The 17941-nt window shown below is 47.5% G+C and carries 15 protein-coding genes, 1 tRNA gene and 1 riboswitch; of the genes, 12 read left to right on the top strand and 4 right to left on the bottom strand.

The window, feature by feature from the left end:
• The first annotated feature begins 12 nt into the window (after positions 1 to 12).
• Positions 13 to 1188 (top strand): VWA domain-containing protein, encoded by a 1176-nt coding sequence (locus C2745_RS04700; protein WP_215385445.1) that lies wholly within the window; start codon positions 13 to 15, stop codon positions 1186 to 1188.
• A 61-nt stretch (positions 1189 to 1249) separates the two neighbouring features.
• Positions 1250 to 1708 (top strand): RidA family protein, encoded by a 459-nt coding sequence (locus C2745_RS04695; protein ID WP_215385443.1) that lies wholly within the window; start codon positions 1250 to 1252, stop codon positions 1706 to 1708.
• A gap of 13 nt (positions 1709 to 1721) precedes the next feature.
• On the opposite strand, the gene C2745_RS04690 is transcribed toward C2745_RS04695, so the two are convergent.
• Positions 1722 to 2378, bottom strand: a complete 657-nt coding sequence (locus C2745_RS04690) for an NTP transferase domain-containing protein (protein ID WP_215385441.1) — start codon at positions 2376 to 2378, stop codon at positions 1722 to 1724.
• A gap of 53 nt (positions 2379 to 2431) precedes the next feature.
• Between C2745_RS04690 and C2745_RS04685 the strand changes: the two genes are divergently transcribed.
• Positions 2432 to 3391: an XdhC family protein gene (locus tag C2745_RS04685; protein WP_215385439.1), complete on the top strand. Its 960-nt coding sequence runs from the start codon at positions 2432 to 2434 to the stop codon at positions 3389 to 3391.
• A gap of 3 nt (positions 3392 to 3394) precedes the next feature.
• Here the strand turns inward: C2745_RS04685 and parC are convergent, their stop codons facing one another.
• A complete protein-coding gene (gene parC / locus C2745_RS04680; RefSeq protein WP_215385616.1) occupies positions 3395 to 5770 on the bottom strand; it encodes a DNA topoisomerase IV subunit A in 2376 nt (791 codons plus the stop codon).
• Positions 5771 to 5841: 71 nt separating this feature from the next.
• Entirely contained in the window at positions 5842 to 7830 is a 1989-nt protein-coding gene (locus tag C2745_RS04675; RefSeq protein WP_215385437.1) for a DNA topoisomerase IV subunit B, read from the bottom strand.
• 79 nt (positions 7831 to 7909) lie between these two features.
• Between C2745_RS04675 and C2745_RS04670 the strand changes: the two genes are divergently transcribed.
• The 9 genes from C2745_RS04670 to thiE all read left to right on the top strand — a co-directional run bounded on the left by C2745_RS04670 (position 7910) and on the right by thiE (position 17011).
• Entirely contained in the window at positions 7910 to 9130 is a 1221-nt protein-coding gene (locus tag C2745_RS04670) for a CaiB/BaiF CoA-transferase family protein (RefSeq protein ID WP_215385436.1), read from the top strand.
• Positions 9131 to 9134: 4 nt separating this feature from the next.
• A complete protein-coding gene (locus C2745_RS04665) occupies positions 9135 to 10367 on the top strand; it encodes an MFS transporter (RefSeq protein WP_215385434.1) in 1233 nt (410 codons plus the stop codon).
• Positions 10368 to 10576: 209 nt separating this feature from the next.
• Positions 10577 to 10651 (top strand) — tRNA-Arg (locus C2745_RS04660).
• Positions 10652 to 10875: 224 nt separating this feature from the next.
• Positions 10876 to 11715, top strand: a complete 840-nt coding sequence (locus C2745_RS04655) for an NUDIX domain-containing protein (RefSeq protein WP_215385432.1) — start codon at positions 10876 to 10878, stop codon at positions 11713 to 11715.
• Between the two features lie 87 nt (positions 11716 to 11802).
• A riboswitch (TPP riboswitch) is annotated at positions 11803 to 11911 on the top strand.
• Between the two features lie 37 nt (positions 11912 to 11948).
• Positions 11949 to 13889 carry a phosphomethylpyrimidine synthase ThiC gene (gene thiC / locus C2745_RS04650; protein ID WP_251368407.1) on the top strand — a complete coding sequence of 647 codons (1941 nt, stop codon included), beginning with the start codon at positions 11949 to 11951 and terminating at the stop codon, positions 13887 to 13889.
• Positions 13890 to 13891: 2 nt separating this feature from the next.
• Positions 13892 to 15037: an FAD-dependent oxidoreductase gene (locus C2745_RS04645; RefSeq protein WP_215385430.1), complete on the top strand. Its 1146-nt coding sequence runs from the start codon at positions 13892 to 13894 to the stop codon at positions 15035 to 15037.
• Positions 15028 to 15225: a sulfur carrier protein ThiS gene (gene thiS, locus C2745_RS04640; protein WP_128113509.1), complete on the top strand. Its 198-nt coding sequence runs from the start codon at positions 15028 to 15030 to the stop codon at positions 15223 to 15225. Before C2745_RS04645 ends, thiS begins: the two co-directional genes overlap by 10 nt.
• A 24-nt stretch (positions 15226 to 15249) precedes the next feature.
• Positions 15250 to 16068: a thiazole synthase gene (locus tag C2745_RS04635; RefSeq protein ID WP_215385428.1), complete on the top strand. Its 819-nt coding sequence runs from the start codon at positions 15250 to 15252 to the stop codon at positions 16066 to 16068.
• Between the two features lie 16 nt (positions 16069 to 16084).
• Complete coding sequence (thiE, locus tag C2745_RS04630) at positions 16085 to 17011, top strand: thiamine phosphate synthase (RefSeq protein ID WP_215385427.1); 927 nt, start codon at positions 16085 to 16087, stop codon at positions 17009 to 17011.
• 27 nt (positions 17012 to 17038) lie between these two features.
• On the opposite strand, the gene thiD is transcribed toward thiE, so the two are convergent.
• Entirely contained in the window at positions 17039 to 17923 is an 885-nt protein-coding gene (thiD, locus tag C2745_RS04625) for a bifunctional hydroxymethylpyrimidine kinase/phosphomethylpyrimidine kinase (protein WP_215385425.1), read from the bottom strand.
• Between the last annotated feature and the right edge of the window lie 18 nt (positions 17924 to 17941).

Raw genomic sequence — 17941 nt, 5'->3', positions numbered from 1 at the left:
TTCAGCTTTTTCATGCTGATTCAATTCTTCCTGAATCTGAAAGAGGCCAAAGTGCCTGTTTCTGTGCGAGAGTTTTTAACTCTCTTGGAGGCCTTGAAATCGGGTGTCATTAATCCATCGATTGACGAGTTTTATCAACTCTCACGTCTGACTTTGGTGAAAGACGAACAGCACTTTGATCGTTTTGATCAAGTATTCGGGAGCTACTTCAATGGCATTGAGCAAATCATTGCACTTTCGCCAGATATTCCATTAGATTGGTTAGAGAAAAAGCTTCAACGGGTTCTTACTGATGAAGAAAAGGCAGCTCTCAAAAAATTAGGCGGGCCGGAGGCATTAAAAAAACGCCTGGAAGAATTATTAAAAGAGCAAAAAGAATGGCATGGCGGCGGCAATAAATGGATTGGCGCTGGGGGCTCATCACCATTTGGGCATAGCGGCTACCACCCTGAAGGCATTCGCATTGGTGGCGAGAGTGCTGGCAATAGAACGGCCATCAAAGTTTGGGAAGCGCGAGAATTTAAAGACTATGACAGCGATTTGGCGCTAGGCACTCGTAACATTAAAGTTGCCCTGCGGCGTTTACGTCGCTTTGCAAGAGAAGGCTCTACTTTAGAGCTCGATCTAGATAAAACGATTCACTCTACTGCCGCCAATGCAGGCATGCTTGATATTCAAATGCGACCTGAACGTCACAATCAAGTCAAGGTATTGTTATTAATGGATGTGGGTGGCTCCATGGACGATCACATTCAACGTATAGCGGAATTATTCTCAGCTGCTAAAGCTGAATTTAAGCATTTAGAGCACTACTACTTTCACAACTGTGTTTATGAAAATCTGTGGCAAAGCAATCGTCGCAGAAGAGATCAAGTGACGGCCACGCAAGACATCATTAATAAATATGGTCCCGACTATAAGCTGATCTTTGTGGGTGATGCCACCATGTCCCCTTATGAAATTCTGAGTCCCAATGGATCTGTCGAATACAACAATAAGGAAGCTGGTGCAGTCTGGATCAATCGCCTGATTGAGCATTTTCCGCATTTTGCGTGGCTCAATCCTGAGCCAGAATCTATTTGGCAGTATCGCCAATCGATCGACATCATGCAAAACCTCATGAAGGATCGAATGTACCCCGTAACCCTCAATGGCTTAGAGAGCGCTATGCGACAACTTTCCAAGTAAGATTCTGATATTCGGTTTTTAGCTTTACTTCTTTTCTATATTCAAATAATTGGTATCCATCATGAGCACAAACATCAGCGAACGCCTTAAGACCCTTGGAATTGACTTGCCTCCAGCTGGACCCCCTGCTGCAGCCTACGTGATGGCCGCTACTACTGGCAATACCGTTTTTCTTTCTGGTCACATTGCTAAACGTGACGGCAAGCCTTGGACGGGAAAACTGGGCAAGGATATGGATACGGATACTGGCAAAGCAGCAGCGCGCTCTATCGCTATCGATTTAATTGCAACTCTACAGAATCACTTAGGTTCTTTGGACAAAGTAAAACGCATCGTCAAAGTCATGGGTTTAGTGAACTCAACCGATAGCTACACAGAACAACACCTGGTTGTGAATGGCTGCTCTGAACTGCTGTTTGAAGTATTTGGTGATGCCGGCAAACATGCTCGTAGCGCATTCGGTGTCGCGCAAATCCCTCTGGGTGCATGCGTTGAGATTGAACTCATCGCAGAGATTTAATACAGATTAAGTCTTATTGATTCATCTTTTGAAGCCCTAGTTTTTGGATGTCAGTCGAAGTATCGACATCCAATACATAGGCTTCATTCTCGGATTCTAAAGTCCTAACCAGGTCAGGATGCTGATCCATAAAGGGTCTACAGACCATTGCTGGTATTGCCAAGATGTTATCAATCACGCTCTTAGAAAATAAAACAGGGTTACCGCGCTGGCCCTTAACCATTGGCAAAATAATTTCTTGTCCTGGTAGTCGTTGTTGAAATTGCTCCAAGAGAGCATCAATTTCTAATGCGGCAATATTGGGCTGATCACACAAAGCAATTAATAAAGCATCGTAGTCACTCGTGAGGCTCTCGAGTCCGAGTCGAACAGATGATAACTGCCCTGCATTTGGGTTTGGATTATTCACCCAGGTAATTTGGCCATATAGCTCTTGGTTGATTGATTGAATTTCTTCTTCAATTTGATCAGCATAGAAACCGGTAACAACCAATGTTTCGACCGGTGAAAAGCCAGTCACTGACTTGCAAAAGCGCCTTAGTAAGCTGATGCCATTCTGCTGAAGCAATGCCTTTGGATATCCGCCCAGGCGTCTACCCTCACCCGCCGCCAATATCAAGACTGCAAGACGCAATCTTAGGTTCTGAGGGGTTTTACTGGAATCGGTCATTAGAGTGATAATAAATAGTAATCAAACACATTATTCATAAAAATAAGATAAGCATGAACAGTACCGATTTAAGCGTTCTCAAATCCGCAGTCGAATGGCTCAAATCTGGCCAGCCCGTTGCCATTGCTACAGTCGTTCAGACTTGGGGCTCGGCCCCTCGCCCGGTAGGATCGTGGCTAGCCATCCGCGCTGATGGTCAAGTCGCCGGCTCAGTATCAGGCGGCTGCGTTGAAGATGACCTTATTCGTCGAGTTCAAACCGAAATCCTCACTCGCAACACCCCTGAGATGGTCGTTTATGGAGTAACGCAACAAGAGGCGGCGCGTTTTGGCCTGCCTTGTGGCGGGACCTTACGCCTTTTGGTTGAACCCAAACCCGAGTTAGCCGTTTTGGAAAAATTACTGGAGAACATTTCATCCCATCAAATTACACGTCGGAGCGTCAATTTAGAAACTGGGATATCAACACTTACTCCTGGCGATCGTAGCGATGAGTTCGCTTGTACTGAGCAAGCCATGCAAACGACCTATGGTCCACGTTGGCGCATGGTCATTATTGGTGCCGGACAACTTTCTTTGTACACAGCAGATTTTGCGCTTGCCTCCGACTTTGAGGTTATCGTGATTGATCCTCGCGAAGAGTACGCTGAGGGCCTTAATCGTACTGACATTACCTTTTCAAAAGGCATGCCAGATGATGTCTTGCTTGAAATTGGCGTGGACTCCCACACTGCAGTGGTTGCCTTAACGCATGACCCTAAGCTGGATGACATGGCGCTGATGGAAGCACTGAGATCGCCTGCTTTTTATGTGGGCGCACTAGGAAGTCGTAAAAATACCCAGAAACGCAAAGAGCGTTTGCTAGAGTTTGACTTAAACCAAGCGCAAGTAGACGGGCTGCATGGCCCCGTGGGCCTTTATATTGGGGCGCTCACCCCACCAGAGATCGCGGTATCGATTCTGGCGGAAGTGATTGCCGTTAAATACGGTATTGCTGTGCCAAAGAAAATATAAAAATTAATTTGCTTTGAGCTTGCCGTCTTTTAGGCGTGGCTCTACAAAGTGGCCTTTGCGTGCGCGGTTACCAGCAAATGATTTCAGAGTCTTTGCATCCAAACTCAATTCAGTTGGCTTACCAGCTCGTCCGGCGCCAGAATACGTAGCACCATCTGGACCAACTGCAATAGCGGAAGCCAAGAACTCTTTGTCGTCTAGACCCATCAAGATGACGCCCTTGCCGCCTGTAGGCAAACGCTTGAGCTCATCTAACGGGAAGACCAATAACTTAGAAGCTTCAGATAAGCACGCGACTTGCTTCATGCCTGCCTTAACCTTAGCTGCACCTAATGGAGCATCTCCAGGAACCTTGGCATCCACGCTTAAGAATGATTTACCCGCCTTATTACGAGTACTCATATCTGCCACATTGGCCAAGAAGCCATAACCAGCCTTAGTAGATAGCAATACCAAATCATCTGCCTGACCAGCATAGTAGGCAACCATTTGCGAGCCTGCTGCCAAGTTCACAAAGCTGGTTAAGGGTGATCCATCACCCCTAGCGCCAGGCAGCTCGCTAACAGGAACTGTATAGACCCGGCCATCACTACCAAAGCCTTGGATTACATCCACGGTTCTAACTTCAAAGGTGGCGTACAAAGCATCACCCGCTTTAAAGCCAAACTGGGTTGCGTCATGCTCATGTCCTTGACGAACACGTACCCAACCCTTTTGGGAGACGATCACAGTAACAGGCTCGTCAATCACTTTAGTTTCAGCAACAGCGCGTTTATCTTCCTGAATGAGGGTGCGACGATCATCGCCAAAGTCCTTCATATCGGATTCGATTTCTTTAATGATGCGCTTACGTAAAACAGCATCGCTTTGCAATAAGCCCTCTAAATCATCGCGCTCAGCTTTTAGCTCTTTGAGCTCTTGCTCAATCTTGATGCCCTCCAAGCGCGCTAACTGACGCAAGCGGATATCCAAGATATCTTCAGCTTGACGGTCTGTGAGCTTGAACTCTTTAATTAAGTCCGCCTTAGGCTCATCGCTATTGCGAATGATCTTAATAACCTTATCGATATTGAGAAGAACGGTTAAGCGCCCTTCCAAGATATGCATACGGTCTTTTACTTTGCCCAAGCGATGCTGAGTTCTGCGGGTAACGGTAGCAACCCTAAATGCAATCCACTCAGTCAGAATTTCTTTGAGACCCTTTTGACGTGGGCGACCATCATTGCCGATCATCACCAAGTTCATTGGGGCGTTTGACTCTAATGATGTATGCGCAAGTAATAGATTTACAAACTCGTTGACGTCAATATTCTTGCTCTTAGGCTCAAATACCAAACGTACTGCAGCATCTTTGCTGGATTCATCGCGTACACCATCAAGCACATTCAAGATGGTGGACTTCAGATTATTTTGCTCAGGAGTTAAAGTCTTCTTACCAACCTTAACCTTCGGATTGGTGATCTCTTCAATCTCTTGCAAGACACGCTGAGAAGATGTCGCTGGTGGCAACTCATTGACTACAACCTGCCATTGGCCACGAGCCAATTCTTCAACAGACCAACGTGCACGTACTTTAATGCTGCCTCGGCCTGCTTCGTAAATCTGCGCAATTTCCGCCGCAGAAGAAATAATCTGCCCGCCACCTGGATAGTCGGGACCAGGCATGATTTCCAATAGCTCTGAAGTGCTCATCTTCGGAGACTTCATTAAAGCAATGGCAGCAGTAGCTACCTCGCGTAAATTATGCGAAGGAATTTCCGTGGCCATACCAACCGCAATGCCTGATGCACCATTAAGCAGTACAAATGGTAAGCGTGCAGGCAAAAGCTTAGGCTCTTGGAATGAACCGTCATAGTTCGGCGCAAAATCAACCGTACCTTCATCGATTTCACTTAGAAGCAGGCTGGCGATCTTGGTTAAACGTGCCTCGGTATAACGCATTGCTGCTGCGCCATCGCCATCACGTGAGCCAAAGTTACCCTGACCATCAATTAATGGATAGCGCAAGGAGAAGCTTTGGGCTAGACGTACTAATGCGTCATATGCAGATTGGTCACCATGTGGGTGAAACTTACCGAGCACGTCACCAACAACACGGGCACTCTTCACGGGCTTAGCGTCTGCACGCAAACCCATCTCGCTCATCGAGAACAAAATACGACGTTGAACTGGTTTTTGACCATCGGCCACATCCGGCAATGCACGGCCCTTAACAACGCTGATGGCGTAATCAAGGTAAGCACGCTCAGCATAGACAGCCAAAGTCAGGCTATCTTTACCATCTTCATTTAACTCAACCGTCTTTGGATCATGAGTACCAGAACCGCCGCTAGAGCTAGCTGCCACCGCTGGAACCTCATCGACTTCAACAATATCCATCTCTACGGGATTGGAAAACAAGTCCGCCTGATCCGCTGGATCATTCTTACCTGGAGTTTTTTTAGTAGCCATTAAATATCCGCCTCTACTTCATTGCCACGCTCTTCAAGCCAATCGCGACGTGCTCCAGATTCTGATTTACCCATCAACATATCCATGGTCTTAAACGTTTCATCTTCTGTCCATGTGCCTAAAGTTACAGGCAATAAACGCCGTGTATCCGGATTTAATGTGGTGTCCCACAATTGCTCTGCACTCATCTCTCCCAAGCCCTTAAAGCGGGAGATTTGCCAGGCCGTTTCTTTAACGCCATCCTTGCGCAATTTATCTTCAATAGCCTGCAATTCACTAGCATCTAATGCATAGATCTTTTGAGCAGGCTTCTTGCCGCGTGCTGGGGCGTCCACTCTAAATAGAGGTGGTCTTGAAATATGTACATGACCTAACTCGATGAGTTTAGGGAAATGTTTATAGAAAAGTGTTAGCAGCAGTACTTGAATGTGCGCGCCATCCACGTCAGCATCAGACAAGATGCAGACCTTGCCATAACGGAGGTTAGATAAATCAGGATTGTCATTTGCGCCATGAGGATCAACGCCAATCGCTACCGCAATGTCATGAACTTCATTATTGGCAAACAAGCGATCGCGCTCTGCTTCCCAAGTATTTAATACCTTGCCGCGCAATGGGAGAATCGCTTGATATTCCTTATTGCGACCCATTTTGGCTGAACCACCTGCTGAATCACCCTCCACTAGGAAGATTTCATTCATGGCGATATCTTCGCTTTCGCAATCAGTTAGCTTGCCTGGCAATACCGCCACACCAGAAGACTTCTTCTTCTCTACCTTTTGGCCGGCGCGAGTTCTTGCTTGCGCCTGCTTGATGACCAAGTCGGCTAACTTGCGACCATAGTCAACGTGCTGGTTTAACCAAAGTTCCAGTGCTGATTTCACATAGCCAGAAACGAGACGCACAGCATCACGAGAATTTAAGCGCTCTTTAATCTGACCTTGGAACTGAGGATCCAATACCTTGGCAGACAAAATAAATGAGGCGCGTGCAAAAACGTCTTCAGGCATCAACTTCACGCCTTTTGGTTGCAATGCATGCATCTCTATGAAGCCCTTGACTGCATTAAAGAGACCTTCACGCAAACCGCTTTCGTGTGTGCCGCCCGCAGGAGTCGGAATCAAGTTCACGTAACTTTCGCGAACCGGTGCTCCATCTTCAGTCCAACAAACTACCCAAGCCGCGCCCTCGCCCTCGGCGAAAGAATCATCATCGCCAGTGCCTGTCGCGTATTGCTCACCTTCAAATGGTGGAATTACTTCTGCGCCATGACCAGCCTGGGCCATCGCCTCGTTTAAATAACCACGCAAGCCTTGAGCGTATTGCCAAGTTTGGGTGTCGCCTGATTTTTCTTGAATCAGAGTCACCTTAACGCCTGGCAACAACACTGCTTTAGAGCGCAAGAGACGAATGAGTTCAGGCATTGGAATTGCTGAACTATCAAAATACTTGCCATCCGGCCAAGCGCGAACGCGTGTGCCGTGAGACTTCTCTTCCTTGGAAGAAGGTTTAGATTTGAGCTTTTCAATCACCTTGCCATCGGCAAAGGTCAAGGTAGAAACTTGGCCATCACGCCAGACTGTTACTTCCAATCTTTTGGAAAGCGCATTGGTTACAGAGACACCAACACCATGCAAACCACCCGAGAATGCATAGGCGCCGCCAGTACCTTTTTCAAATTTACCGCCAGCATGTAATTGCGTAAATACGATTTCAACTACGGGCAACTTCTCGGTTGGATGCATTCCAACTGGAATGCCTCGACCATCATCCTCGACACTGACGCTGCCATCGGTATGCATAGTCACAATAATTTGCTTACCAAAACCGCCTAATGCTTCATCGGATGCGTTATCAAGCACCTCCTGAATGATGTGCAAAGGGTTATCGGTGCGGGTGTACATACCAGGCCGTTGACGGACTGGTTCCAGTCCTTTTAGGACCTGAATCGACGATTCGCTGTATTCGGAAGTTTTACGGGTAGCCATGCGCGCAAATTGTAGTCATGTCTGAGCCCAAAGCTGAAATTTTCGGTTATTCCCCTGTCATCCATGCCAAAATTGGGGCATGGGAGCCTTAAGTCATATTCGTGTTTTAGACCTCAGCCGAGTGCTGGCAGGTCCTTGGTGCGCACAAAATCTAGCGGATTTGGGTGCGGATGTCATTAAAGTTGAGAGGCCAGGCGTTGGGGACGATACCCGTCACTGGGGCCCTCCCTTTGCCAAAGACATCAATGGCAAGGATACCGACGAATCTGCCTATTTTATTTGCATCAACCGTAATAAACGCTCTATTACGGTTGATATCGCCAAGCCTGAGGGTCAGGAATTGATCCGCCAGCTAGCCGCCGAATCCGATGTCGTAATCGAAAACTACAAAGTCGGCGATCTAGCCAAATATGGGCTGGACTATGAAAGCCTAAAGAAAGTTAAGGCTGATTTGGTCTATTGCTCCATTACAGGCTTTGGTCAAACCGGACCATATGCCCATCGCCCTGGATATGACTTCATCATTCAGGGTATGGGTGGTTTTATGAGTGTCACCGGTGAAGCCCATGACTTCGAGGGTGCAAGCCCCCAAAAATCTGGTGTTGCTATCGCAGACATCTTTACCGGCATGTATGCCAGCACCGCGATCCTTGCCGCGATCATTCATCGCGACCAGACTGGCGAGGGTCAATACATTGATATGTCGCTCCTCGATACGCAAGTAGCGGTAATGGCCAACGTTTCCAGCGCCTATCTCACTTCAGGCGAGGTTCCTAAGCGCTGGGGCAATGCCTCCCCGATCATTGTTCCCTATCAAACCTTCCCCACTTCGGATGGCTGGATGATTGTGGGTGCAGGCAATGACGGTCAATTTAGACATTTTGTTACTGCAGGTGGTGAGGCTCACTTAGCCGATAACCCACTCTATGTATCAAATCCTCTGCGCGTTGAGCATCGCAAGCAACTCATCCCATTGCTAGAGCAAATGACTCGCAAAAAGACTAAGGGCGAATGGATTGCCATGCTTGAGAAAGCCAATGTACCTTGCGGCCCAATCAATAACTTCAAAGAAGTCTTTGAAAATGAGCAAGTCATTCATCGCGGCGTACAGATCGATGTTCCTCACCCAACTACCGGAAACATGAAGTTAGTAGCTAGCCCGATGCGCCTTTCAAAGACCCCTACAGAAGTTCGCATGGCGCCACCAACCTTGGGCCAACATACAAATGAAATCTTGCATGAGCGACTCAAGCTCGACGACAAGTCCATTGAAGCATTGCGCAAAAAAGGAATCATCTAATCCTATGAGCCAGCAAAGCACCAAACCCGGCCTCTCGATGCAGCAGGTCCTCATCTACGGCGGACTCATGGTGACCTTATCCATGGGAATTCGCCATGGGTTTGGCCTATTTAATCTTCCGATTACATCAGCCAATGGCTGGGGCCGCGAGACCTTTGCATTGACTATTGCCCTTCAAAATCTCATTTGGGGCGCTGTTCAGCCTGTAACAGGCGCACTAGCCGATCGTTATGGGGCATTCAAAATCATGATTGCTGGTGGTGTTTTATATGCGCTAGGTTTAGCAGGCATGGCAATTTCTACCGATGCAATGAACTTCACCTTAGCGGGTGGCTTACTCATCGGCCTTGCACAAACTGCGACAACCTACAGCGTGGTTTACGGCATCTTAGGACGCAACGTTCCGGCAGAAAAAAGAGTTTGGGCAATGGGTATCGCTGCTGCTGCAGGTTCCTTTGGTCAGTTCTTAATGATTCCTGCAGAGCAGGGATTACTAAGTGCCTTTGGCGCACAAGATGCATTGTTAATGTTGGCGCTCATGGCAAGCCTCATGATTCCAACGGCATTCATGTTGCGCGAGAAGAATTTCACTCACAATCACAATCTAGGCGATCAAACTATTAAGCAAGCCCTGAAAGAGGCAATAAGTAATCCAAGCTTTCGTTTGTTGACCTTGGGTTATTTTGTTTGCGGCTTTCAGGTGGTGTTTATTGCGGTTCATCTAGCGCCCTACCTCAAAGACCTTTCATCAAGCTATCCAGCAGTTGGCGCTCCAGCAGTGGCTACTACCGCCCTGGCCTTGATTGGCCTCTTTAATATCTTTGGCACCTACAGCTCTGGCATATTGGGACAACGCTTTCCAAAGCGTTATCTGCTTTCTGCAATCTACTTGGGGCGCTCCATCGCCATTAGCGCATTCTTATTGCTGCCGCCTACCCCAATGAGCACCTATATTTTTGCCGCTGTCATGGGCTTCTTGTGGCTCTCTACCATTCCACTGACAAACGGCATCGTGGCGCAGATTTTTGGCGTGAAGTATCTGACTATGCTTTCTGGCTTAGTGTTCTTCTCGCATCAGCTAGGTAGCTTCTGTGGTGCATTCTTGGGTGGCTACTTGTTTGACCAAACTGGCTCGTACATGATTGTTTGGGAAATCGCGATTGGTTTAGGTGTCTTTGCATTCTTGGTAAACCTTCCGGTGAAGGAACGCGCCATTCACAGAGTCGCCAATGCTTAGAAAAAAACCAGCCATCCGGAAAATGATTTCCTATGGCTTTGCTTTGTTTGCATTGTTGTTTGTTTTTTCGCTGTACTTTGCACCCGATATGATGGTGGCCGTGACAAATCAAGTATGGGCTCTCTGCGGCTGGTAAGCATCTAAATGGAAGCTAGCTTAAGATTGCAGCACTTAAAATTGCCATAGCACACTTTTATTTTTTATACATTCTCGCCGTAGCACAATGGATAGTGCACATGCCTCCTAAGCGTGGGATACAGGTTCGATTCCTGTCGGCGGGACCAGAAACTCCCCATACTTATCCACAGGCCTTGTGGATAAATCAGCAAAAGTTTTCGTAAGTCACAGATTTGTATAGGTAGACCTAGCTTGCCTAAATTGTGTGCAGAATCAATTTCCCCACCCTACCTATTTGCTTATAATTTTTTAAGCTATCCGTGATGATTTTTATGCTAGACAAACCCATCATTTGGGGCGTAAACCCCCAAGTTCCCTTACACTTAGGGCCATGACCAGTCTTTCCACCAGCACGCTAGCCGCCCTAGAAGAAATGCTCCAAAACACGGCGCGCTCTGCCCCGGCAGATTTCATGCCTATTTATTTATCGCGTAGTGCTGCTGATGAGCAACTTGTCGGCCACCTTAATCCAGAGTTCACTCCTTACTTGCAAGAGTCCTTGCAAAAAAAATCTATTCCACTGATTCAGATGGGGAATGACAAGTTAACGATTCAGATTGGTAAGCCTAGAGATTTATCTGCAAGTCTTTATCAACTTGCTGATCGCATGAGAATGGGTGGATACATTCCTGGCTGGCGCAATGAGGACTTTGCTTGGGTAGATAACAATGGTCACAAATACTTTCGCCTTGAGCGTGCAGCATTTAGAACATTTGGTTTTCGCAGTATGGCGACCCACATCAATGGCTATACCCAAGGCAATACGATTTGGCTAGGACGACGCAGTGAAACCAAGCCTACCGACCCAGGCAAATTAGACAACCTGGCTGCTGGTGGTATTACGGCCGATGAAACCCCTTGGGTTAGCGCACGTCGCGAGCTCTGGGAAGAAGCTGGTGTGCCAGAACAAATTGCCGACCAGATTGAACCTGTTGGGCGTATTCATATGCGCCGCCCAACTCCAGGACGCGGTTTTCATGACGAACAGCTCTATATTTACGATTTAGAATTGGCCGACAACTTTATACCCACCAATCATGATGGTGAAGTAAGCGGTTTTATTGAAATTTCACTCCCAGAAGCTGCTGCCAGAATCTTGGCCGATGAGTTCACTTCTGATGCAGCCTTTGTAACGGCAGACTTCATATTGCGTCGCAATAGGTCGCAATAGGTAGTTTTAGGGCCCGATTGGCTATCTAAACCCCTGCTTGACTCTCGTCATGAGGAAATTCCTCAATTCGTGGTTAAATCCTTATTAAGGATGAAACAGGGGTGCCCTTCATAGCGGTTTTAGCTTGAAGGCGCTGAGAAAGACCCTCGAACCCGATCCAGGTAATGCTGGCGTGGGGAGTTACATCAGACCGACACCCGGTTTCGTCCATCTAAAAACGCTAGGAGATGGACATGAGTACAGGTAAATCTGCAAATAAAAACGCAAAACATGAAATTCCAAGCCTCAAAAGCTTAGAACGTGACTTCGGGCAAAAGTTTGCCTATCCCGCTTCAACGAAAACCTATTTGCAAGGCTCAAGACCTGACATTAAGGCGCCAATCAGAATGATTGAGCAATTGCCTACTCGTGTTGGCGAAGAGCTATTAGCAAATCCACCTGTTCCTGTTTACGACACCTCCGGCCCATACAGCGATCCAGATGTTGTGATCAACCTTGAAAAAGGTTTGCCAAGACTGCGTGATGCGTGGATTGCTGAACGTAATGACACCATTCAATTGGCTGGCCCTAGCTCTGAATATGGTGTTGCTCGCTCCAAAGATGAAGCAACTCAAAATTTGCGCTTTTCACACATCAGTGCACCACGCGTAGCAAAGTCCGGTCAGAACGTTAGTCAAATGCACTACGCCCGCAAGGGGATCATTACTCCTGAGATGGAATACATTGCATTGCGCGAGTCTATGGGTCTTGAGCAATTGCGCAAAGACCCTGCTTACAAGCAGCTCTTAAAGCAGCATCCTGGTAAGGGCTACGGCGCAAATCTTCCTGAGATCATTACCGGCGAGTTTGTACGCTCTGAAATTGCCGCAGGCCGCGCCATCATTCCGGCAAACATTAATCACCCTGAATTAGAGCCAATGATTATTGGTCGTAACTTCCGTGTGAAGATTAACGGCAATCTAGGCAACTCTGCTGTGACCTCATCCATCAACGAAGAAGTTGAAAAGATGGTGTGGTCTATTCGTTGGGGTGCGGACACCATTATGGATTTATCCACTGGTAAGCACATTCATGAAACACGTGAGTGGATTATTCGTAACTCACCGGTTCCTATTGGTACCGTTCCAATCTATCAAGCGCTGGATAAAACTGGCGGTATTGCAGAAGACCTTACTTGGGAAATGTTCCGCGACACCTTAATTGAGCAAGCAGAACAAGGTGTGGACTACTTCACCATTCATGCTGGTGTATTGCTGCGCTATGTACCGCTTACAGCTGATCGCATCACCGGCATTGTGTCTCGTGGCGGCTCCATCATGGCAAAGTGGTGTCTTGCGCATCACAAAGAAAACTTCCTCTATACCAAGTTCGATGAGATCTGCGAAATCATGAAGGCTTATGACGTGTCATTTAGCCTTGGTGATGGCTTGCGTCCTGGCTGTATCGCCGACTCCAACGATGCCGCTCAATTTGGTGAATTGCATACCCTTGGTGAGCTGACCGCTAAAGCCTGGAAGCATGATGTTCAAGTCATGATCGAAGGCCCTGGTCACGTGCCAATGCAGCGTATTGAAGAAAATATGACTGAAGAGCTCAAGCATTGCTTAGAAGCTCCTTTCTACACTCTTGGACCATTGATCACGGATATTGCCCCTGGTTATGACCACATTACCAGCGGTATTGGCGCTGCGCAAATTGGTTGGTATGGCACAGCGATGCTTTGCTATGTCACTCCAAAGGAACACTTAGGCTTGCCAGACAAGGAAGATGTACGCGAAGGCATCATCACTTACAAGATTGCCGCCCATGGCGCCGATCTTGCTAAAGGCTTGCCTGGTGCTCAAGTTCGAGATAACGCCCTATCTAAAGCGCGCTTTGAGTTCCGCTGGGAAGATCAGTTCAATCTCGGTTTAGACCCTGAACGTGCACGTGAATACCATGATGCAACCTTGCCAGCTGAAGGTGCCAAGATTGCGCATTTCTGTTCGATGTGCGGTCCGAAGTTCTGCTCGATGAAGATTACTCAAGAAGTGCGTGACTACGCCGCTACATTAGATGCCGATGGCAATCCAAAAGCCAAAGTGATTCCAATTACCGAGGTTGCCGATGCGTCTAAAGGTATGGAAGAAATGTCTGCAGAATTCCGTAAACGCGGTAGTGAGATTTATCAGTAAGCATGGGCAAGCAAGCGCTATCCGATAGCAAGTACGCCATTGTTGGGGCCGGCCTAATGGGTCGGCTACTGGCAATGTCGCTTGCTAGACGTGGCGCCCAAGTTGACCTTTTTGATAAAGGTGGTCCTGACGGATCACATGCCGCTGCGCGTATCGCAGCTGCTATGTTGGCACCCCTTGCTGAATCTGCCATTACAGAAGACTCAGTCGTTCGTATGGGTCAATATAGTTTGCCGCGCTGGAAGGCGTTAATTAGCCAGCTATCTGAGACCGTCTATTTTCAACAGGATGGCACGCTGATTCTGTGGCACAGGCAAGATACGAGTGATGCGGAGCGTTTTAGCGCCCACCTAGAGAGTAATTGTTGTAGCAATCCATCATTAACTAAGCCACAAAAATTAGATAACGATCAATTGCGCAACATCGAACCAGGTGTAGCTGATCGCTTTAATCAAGCCTTGTATTTGCCCAATGAAGGTCAATTAGATAATCGCCAATTGCTTGATGCGCTGATTGTTGAATTAAATACATTGAAGGTCAACTGCCACTGGAATGCAGAAGTCAATCCAGAGGAATTACGTAAACAGTCATATACAGCAGTAATTGATTGCCGAGGGACTGGCGCCAAAGATCAATGGGCTGCAACTCAAACTCAAAATACCCTGCGTGGTGTGCGTGGCGAGGTTGTGCGTTTATATGCACCAGAAGTGAAATTACGTCGCCCTACACGCTTAATTCATCCGCGCTACCCTATTTATATCGCCCCAAAAGAAAACGATATTTATGTTGTTGGCGCTACCGAAATTGAATCGGATGACCTCTCTGAAATGAGCGTACGTTCTGCCATGGAACTCCTTAGTGCTGTTTACACGGTGCATAGCGGATTTGCGGAAGCGCGCATTTTAGAAATGGCGACTCAGTGCCGCCCCACCCTCAAAAACAATCTTCCAGAAATCAGAACACAGCAACAAAAAGGGCTTTCTGATTTGATCATGATCAACGGCCTTTATCGTCATGGTTTTATGATTGCGCCAGCAGTGCTTGATTGCACTCTTCAGCTTTTAGAGCATGGTGAGAGCGCCTCTGCTCTGGAATTAGGATTAAGCATTACTAAAGGGCTTCAACAACAAGAGGTTGCATGCGCGTAATTGTGAATCAGGTCGAATATGAAGTTCCAAGCCAGAGCGTGATCTCTGACGCACTGGCATTAATTGATGCCAAACCGCCATACGCTGTAGCGGTAAATATGAATTTCGTACCCAAGACCAAGCATTCAGAATTTGCGCTTAATGAAAATGACCAAATCGAAGTGATTGCCCCGGTCACTGGCGGCTAATCCCCAATATTGAACGATTAATAAATGACTGCTCCACTTCCAAACAATCTCAATAGCGCTGACGCCTTAGTTCTCTATGGCGAAAGCTTTGCTAGCCGCTTACTTCTGGGAACTTCTCGCTATCCATCGCCACAGGTATTGGAGAACGCAGTACAGGCATCCAACCCCGCCATGATTACCGTGAGCTTACGACGTCAAGGTAGCGCGACAGCTGAAGCACATAGTGGTTTTTGGGATCTATTAAAGAAGATGGCTGTTCCGGTATTGCCAAACACTGCTGGATGCCATAGCCCGCAAGAAGTAATTGCTACTGCACAGATGGCGCGCGAAGTATTTGAAACAGATTGGATAAAGTTAGAGCTCATCGGTGACGACTACACATTGCAGCCAGACACTTTGCGATTGGTACAAACGGCTGAGACTCTTATTAAGGACGGCTTTAAGGTTCTCCCTTACTGCACAGAAGATTTGATTTTGTGCCAACGTCTAGTGGATGTTGGTTGTCAGGCAGTGATGCCATGGGCAGCGCCAATCGGAACCGGACAGGGCCCGTTAAATCCCTATGCCATGAAACTCTTACGTGACCGCTTAAAGGTTCCGCTCTTGGTAGATGCTGGTCTTGGCCTGCCTTCTCATGCTTGCACCGTAATGGAATGGGGCTTTGATGGCGTACTACTCAATACTGCCGTAGCTTTATCCGACGATCCTGTTGTGATGGCAAAAGCCTTTTCTATGGCAGTAGATGCCGGACGTTCCGCTTATTTATCTGGCGCCATGAAGCCACAAGCATCTGCTCAAGCCAGCACTCCATTGGTAGGCACCCCTTTTTGGCACCAAAGCTAAGTAGTACACTGATTTCATGAGTCTGATACGCGACCTTGCCGATCAAATTATTGCAGCCCATCGCAATGAAGATTTGTGCATTCCGATTCCGACTTACACGCTGACATCCCCGCCACCCAAAATTGATAATGAATCCGCTGCTGACCATTACGAACTCGCTGGTGCATTAGCCAGCATTGAGATGGGCTTTATAGAATCCGACGCCAAAGTGCTTGGTAAAGCGTGGTCCAGAATGGCCCAGCATGATGGTGGCTTTAATCCATTTAAATGGCCTGACAGACCTGAGCATTTTGACTTGTTGCCTTGGACTCGCAATATGAACCCCAAGGCTTTCCCTGAGTGCCCAAAACGTTTGGGGCTCTATGGTGTGATGCCTGATGCAGATTGGGTGAAGCGCATGGTTGACGCTGAGATTCCGACCGTGCAATTGCGCTTTAAGTCAGAAGATAAATCCAAGATACGCAAACAAATTAAAGAGGCTGTAGCGGCCGTTAAAGATAGTAAGACCCTGCTCTTTATTAATGACTATTGGCAAGAGGCAATTAATGCCGAGGCCTATGGTGTTCATCTCGGCCAAGAAGATTTAGAGTTAGCAGATTTAGAAGAAATACGTGAAGCCGGCCTAAGGCTTGGCCTAAGTACACACGGCTATGCAGAGCTAGTCTATGCAGATCGCTTTTGCCCAAGCTATATTGCAATGGGCGCAGTGTTTCCAACCAATCTGAAGAAGATGCCAACAGCACCCCAAGGATTAGGACGTCTATACAAATACGCCAAGTTAATGAGTCACTACCCATTGGTGGCTATTGGCGGCATTGACCAAGATAGCATTCATGCTGTGAGCAGGAGTGGCGTTGGTTCAGTGGCCGTAGTTCGAGCCATTACACAAGCCAAAGATCCTAAAGCGGCTGTTAAGCACCTACAAGAATTAATGCGCGCTTAACTTAATACGCTCTTTGCGTCGTATTAATTAATATTTTTCTTTTTCGTCTATCAACGCTGTTGGATAAAAATCGTGCATGTGCCACAACGGTCCAGGGCCTTCCCCAATACTTAAAAAGCGACCCGCTTCCAATCCAGCCTCAACGTATGCAATCGCCTTAGCAACTGCATGACTAAGATCATGACCATCCGCAAGGTATGTTGCAATTGCTGAAGATAACGAACATCCCGTGCCATGCGTATTGGGAGTATTAACACGATAGTGTTTAAATTCTTTTGACTGCACTACTTCAAGACCATCCTCAAGCGTGCGCCACAGTAAGTAGTCGGTAATTTGGGTATGCGTACTATCTAAGTGCCCACCTTTAATTAACACCGCCTGAGGACCCATCTCTAGCAATTGCTCTGCGGCCAATTTGAAATCATTTGGCCCAGCAATCTCTCTACCCAATAACAATGAAGCTTCATCCATATTGGGTGTAATCAATGTTGCCATTGGAAATAATTCAGCAATCATTGCTTGAGCAGTGTCATCACCACCCAAACTTGCCCCTGAAGTTGCCCTCAAAACCGGATCAAGAACAATCCGCCTGACTCCATGCTTACGCAATGCTTTTGCTACGGTTCGGACTATTTCTGGGCTGGCCAACATACCAATTTTGACAATATCGACCCCAATATCGAGCAGAACGGCATCAATTTGAGCCTCCACCACATCAAGCTCCACGTCTTGAATCCGTGTGACCCCAAGAGTATTTTGAGCCGTTATAGCCGTAATCACGGACATGCCGTAGCCGCCCAAGGCAGTAATGACCTTGAGGTCCGCCTGAAGCCCCGCCCCGCCGCCGCTATCAGAGCCAGCAATGGTCAGTACTTTGGGGATCTGCACAGAAGTGGGAAGAAGTGATTTCATCTTGCTATAATATCGGCT

Source organism: Polynucleobacter sp. AP-Kolm-20A-A1 (genome assembly GCF_018688315.1).
Taxonomy (GTDB): domain Bacteria; phylum Pseudomonadota; class Gammaproteobacteria; order Burkholderiales; family Burkholderiaceae; genus Polynucleobacter.
The sequence above is the reverse complement of the archived record's forward strand: the minus strand, read 5'-3'. Positions and strand labels throughout refer to the sequence as shown.

Excerpts from the sequence above, each read along its gene's own strand:
- thiC (WP_251368407.1), top strand. The coding sequence starts at position 11,949 with ATGAGTACAGGTAAATCTGCAAATAAAAACGCAAAACATGAAATTCCA.
- C2745_RS04665 (WP_215385434.1), top strand. The coding sequence starts at position 9,135 with ATGAGCCAGCAAAGCACCAAACCCGGCCTCTCGATGCAGCAGGTCCTC.
- C2745_RS04695 (WP_215385443.1), top strand. The coding sequence starts at position 1,250 with ATGAGCACAAACATCAGCGAACGCCTTAAGACCCTTGGAATTGACTTG.
- thiE (WP_215385427.1), top strand. The coding sequence starts at position 16,085 with ATGAGTCTGATACGCGACCTTGCCGATCAAATTATTGCAGCCCATCGC.
- thiS (WP_128113509.1), top strand. The coding sequence starts at position 15,028 with ATGCGCGTAATTGTGAATCAGGTCGAATATGAAGTTCCAAGCCAGAGC.
- parC (WP_215385616.1), bottom strand. The coding sequence starts at position 5,770 with ATGGATATTGTTGAAGTCGATGAGGTTCCAGCGGTGGCAGCTAGCTCT.
- C2745_RS04645 (WP_215385430.1), top strand. The coding sequence starts at position 13,892 with ATGGGCAAGCAAGCGCTATCCGATAGCAAGTACGCCATTGTTGGGGCC.
- C2745_RS04635 (WP_215385428.1), top strand. The coding sequence starts at position 15,250 with ATGACTGCTCCACTTCCAAACAATCTCAATAGCGCTGACGCCTTAGTT.
- C2745_RS04655 (WP_215385432.1), top strand. The coding sequence starts at position 10,876 with ATGACCAGTCTTTCCACCAGCACGCTAGCCGCCCTAGAAGAAATGCTC.
- C2745_RS04670 (WP_215385436.1), top strand. The coding sequence starts at position 7,910 with ATGGGAGCCTTAAGTCATATTCGTGTTTTAGACCTCAGCCGAGTGCTG.
- thiD (WP_215385425.1), bottom strand. The coding sequence starts at position 17,923 with ATGAAATCACTTCTTCCCACTTCTGTGCAGATCCCCAAAGTACTGACC.
- C2745_RS04685 (WP_215385439.1), top strand. The coding sequence starts at position 2,432 with ATGAACAGTACCGATTTAAGCGTTCTCAAATCCGCAGTCGAATGGCTC.
- C2745_RS04700 (WP_215385445.1), top strand. The coding sequence starts at position 13 with ATGCTGATTCAATTCTTCCTGAATCTGAAAGAGGCCAAAGTGCCTGTT.
- C2745_RS04675 (WP_215385437.1), bottom strand. The coding sequence starts at position 7,830 with ATGGCTACCCGTAAAACTTCCGAATACAGCGAATCGTCGATTCAGGTC.
- C2745_RS04690 (WP_215385441.1), bottom strand. The coding sequence starts at position 2,378 with ATGACCGATTCCAGTAAAACCCCTCAGAACCTAAGATTGCGTCTTGCA.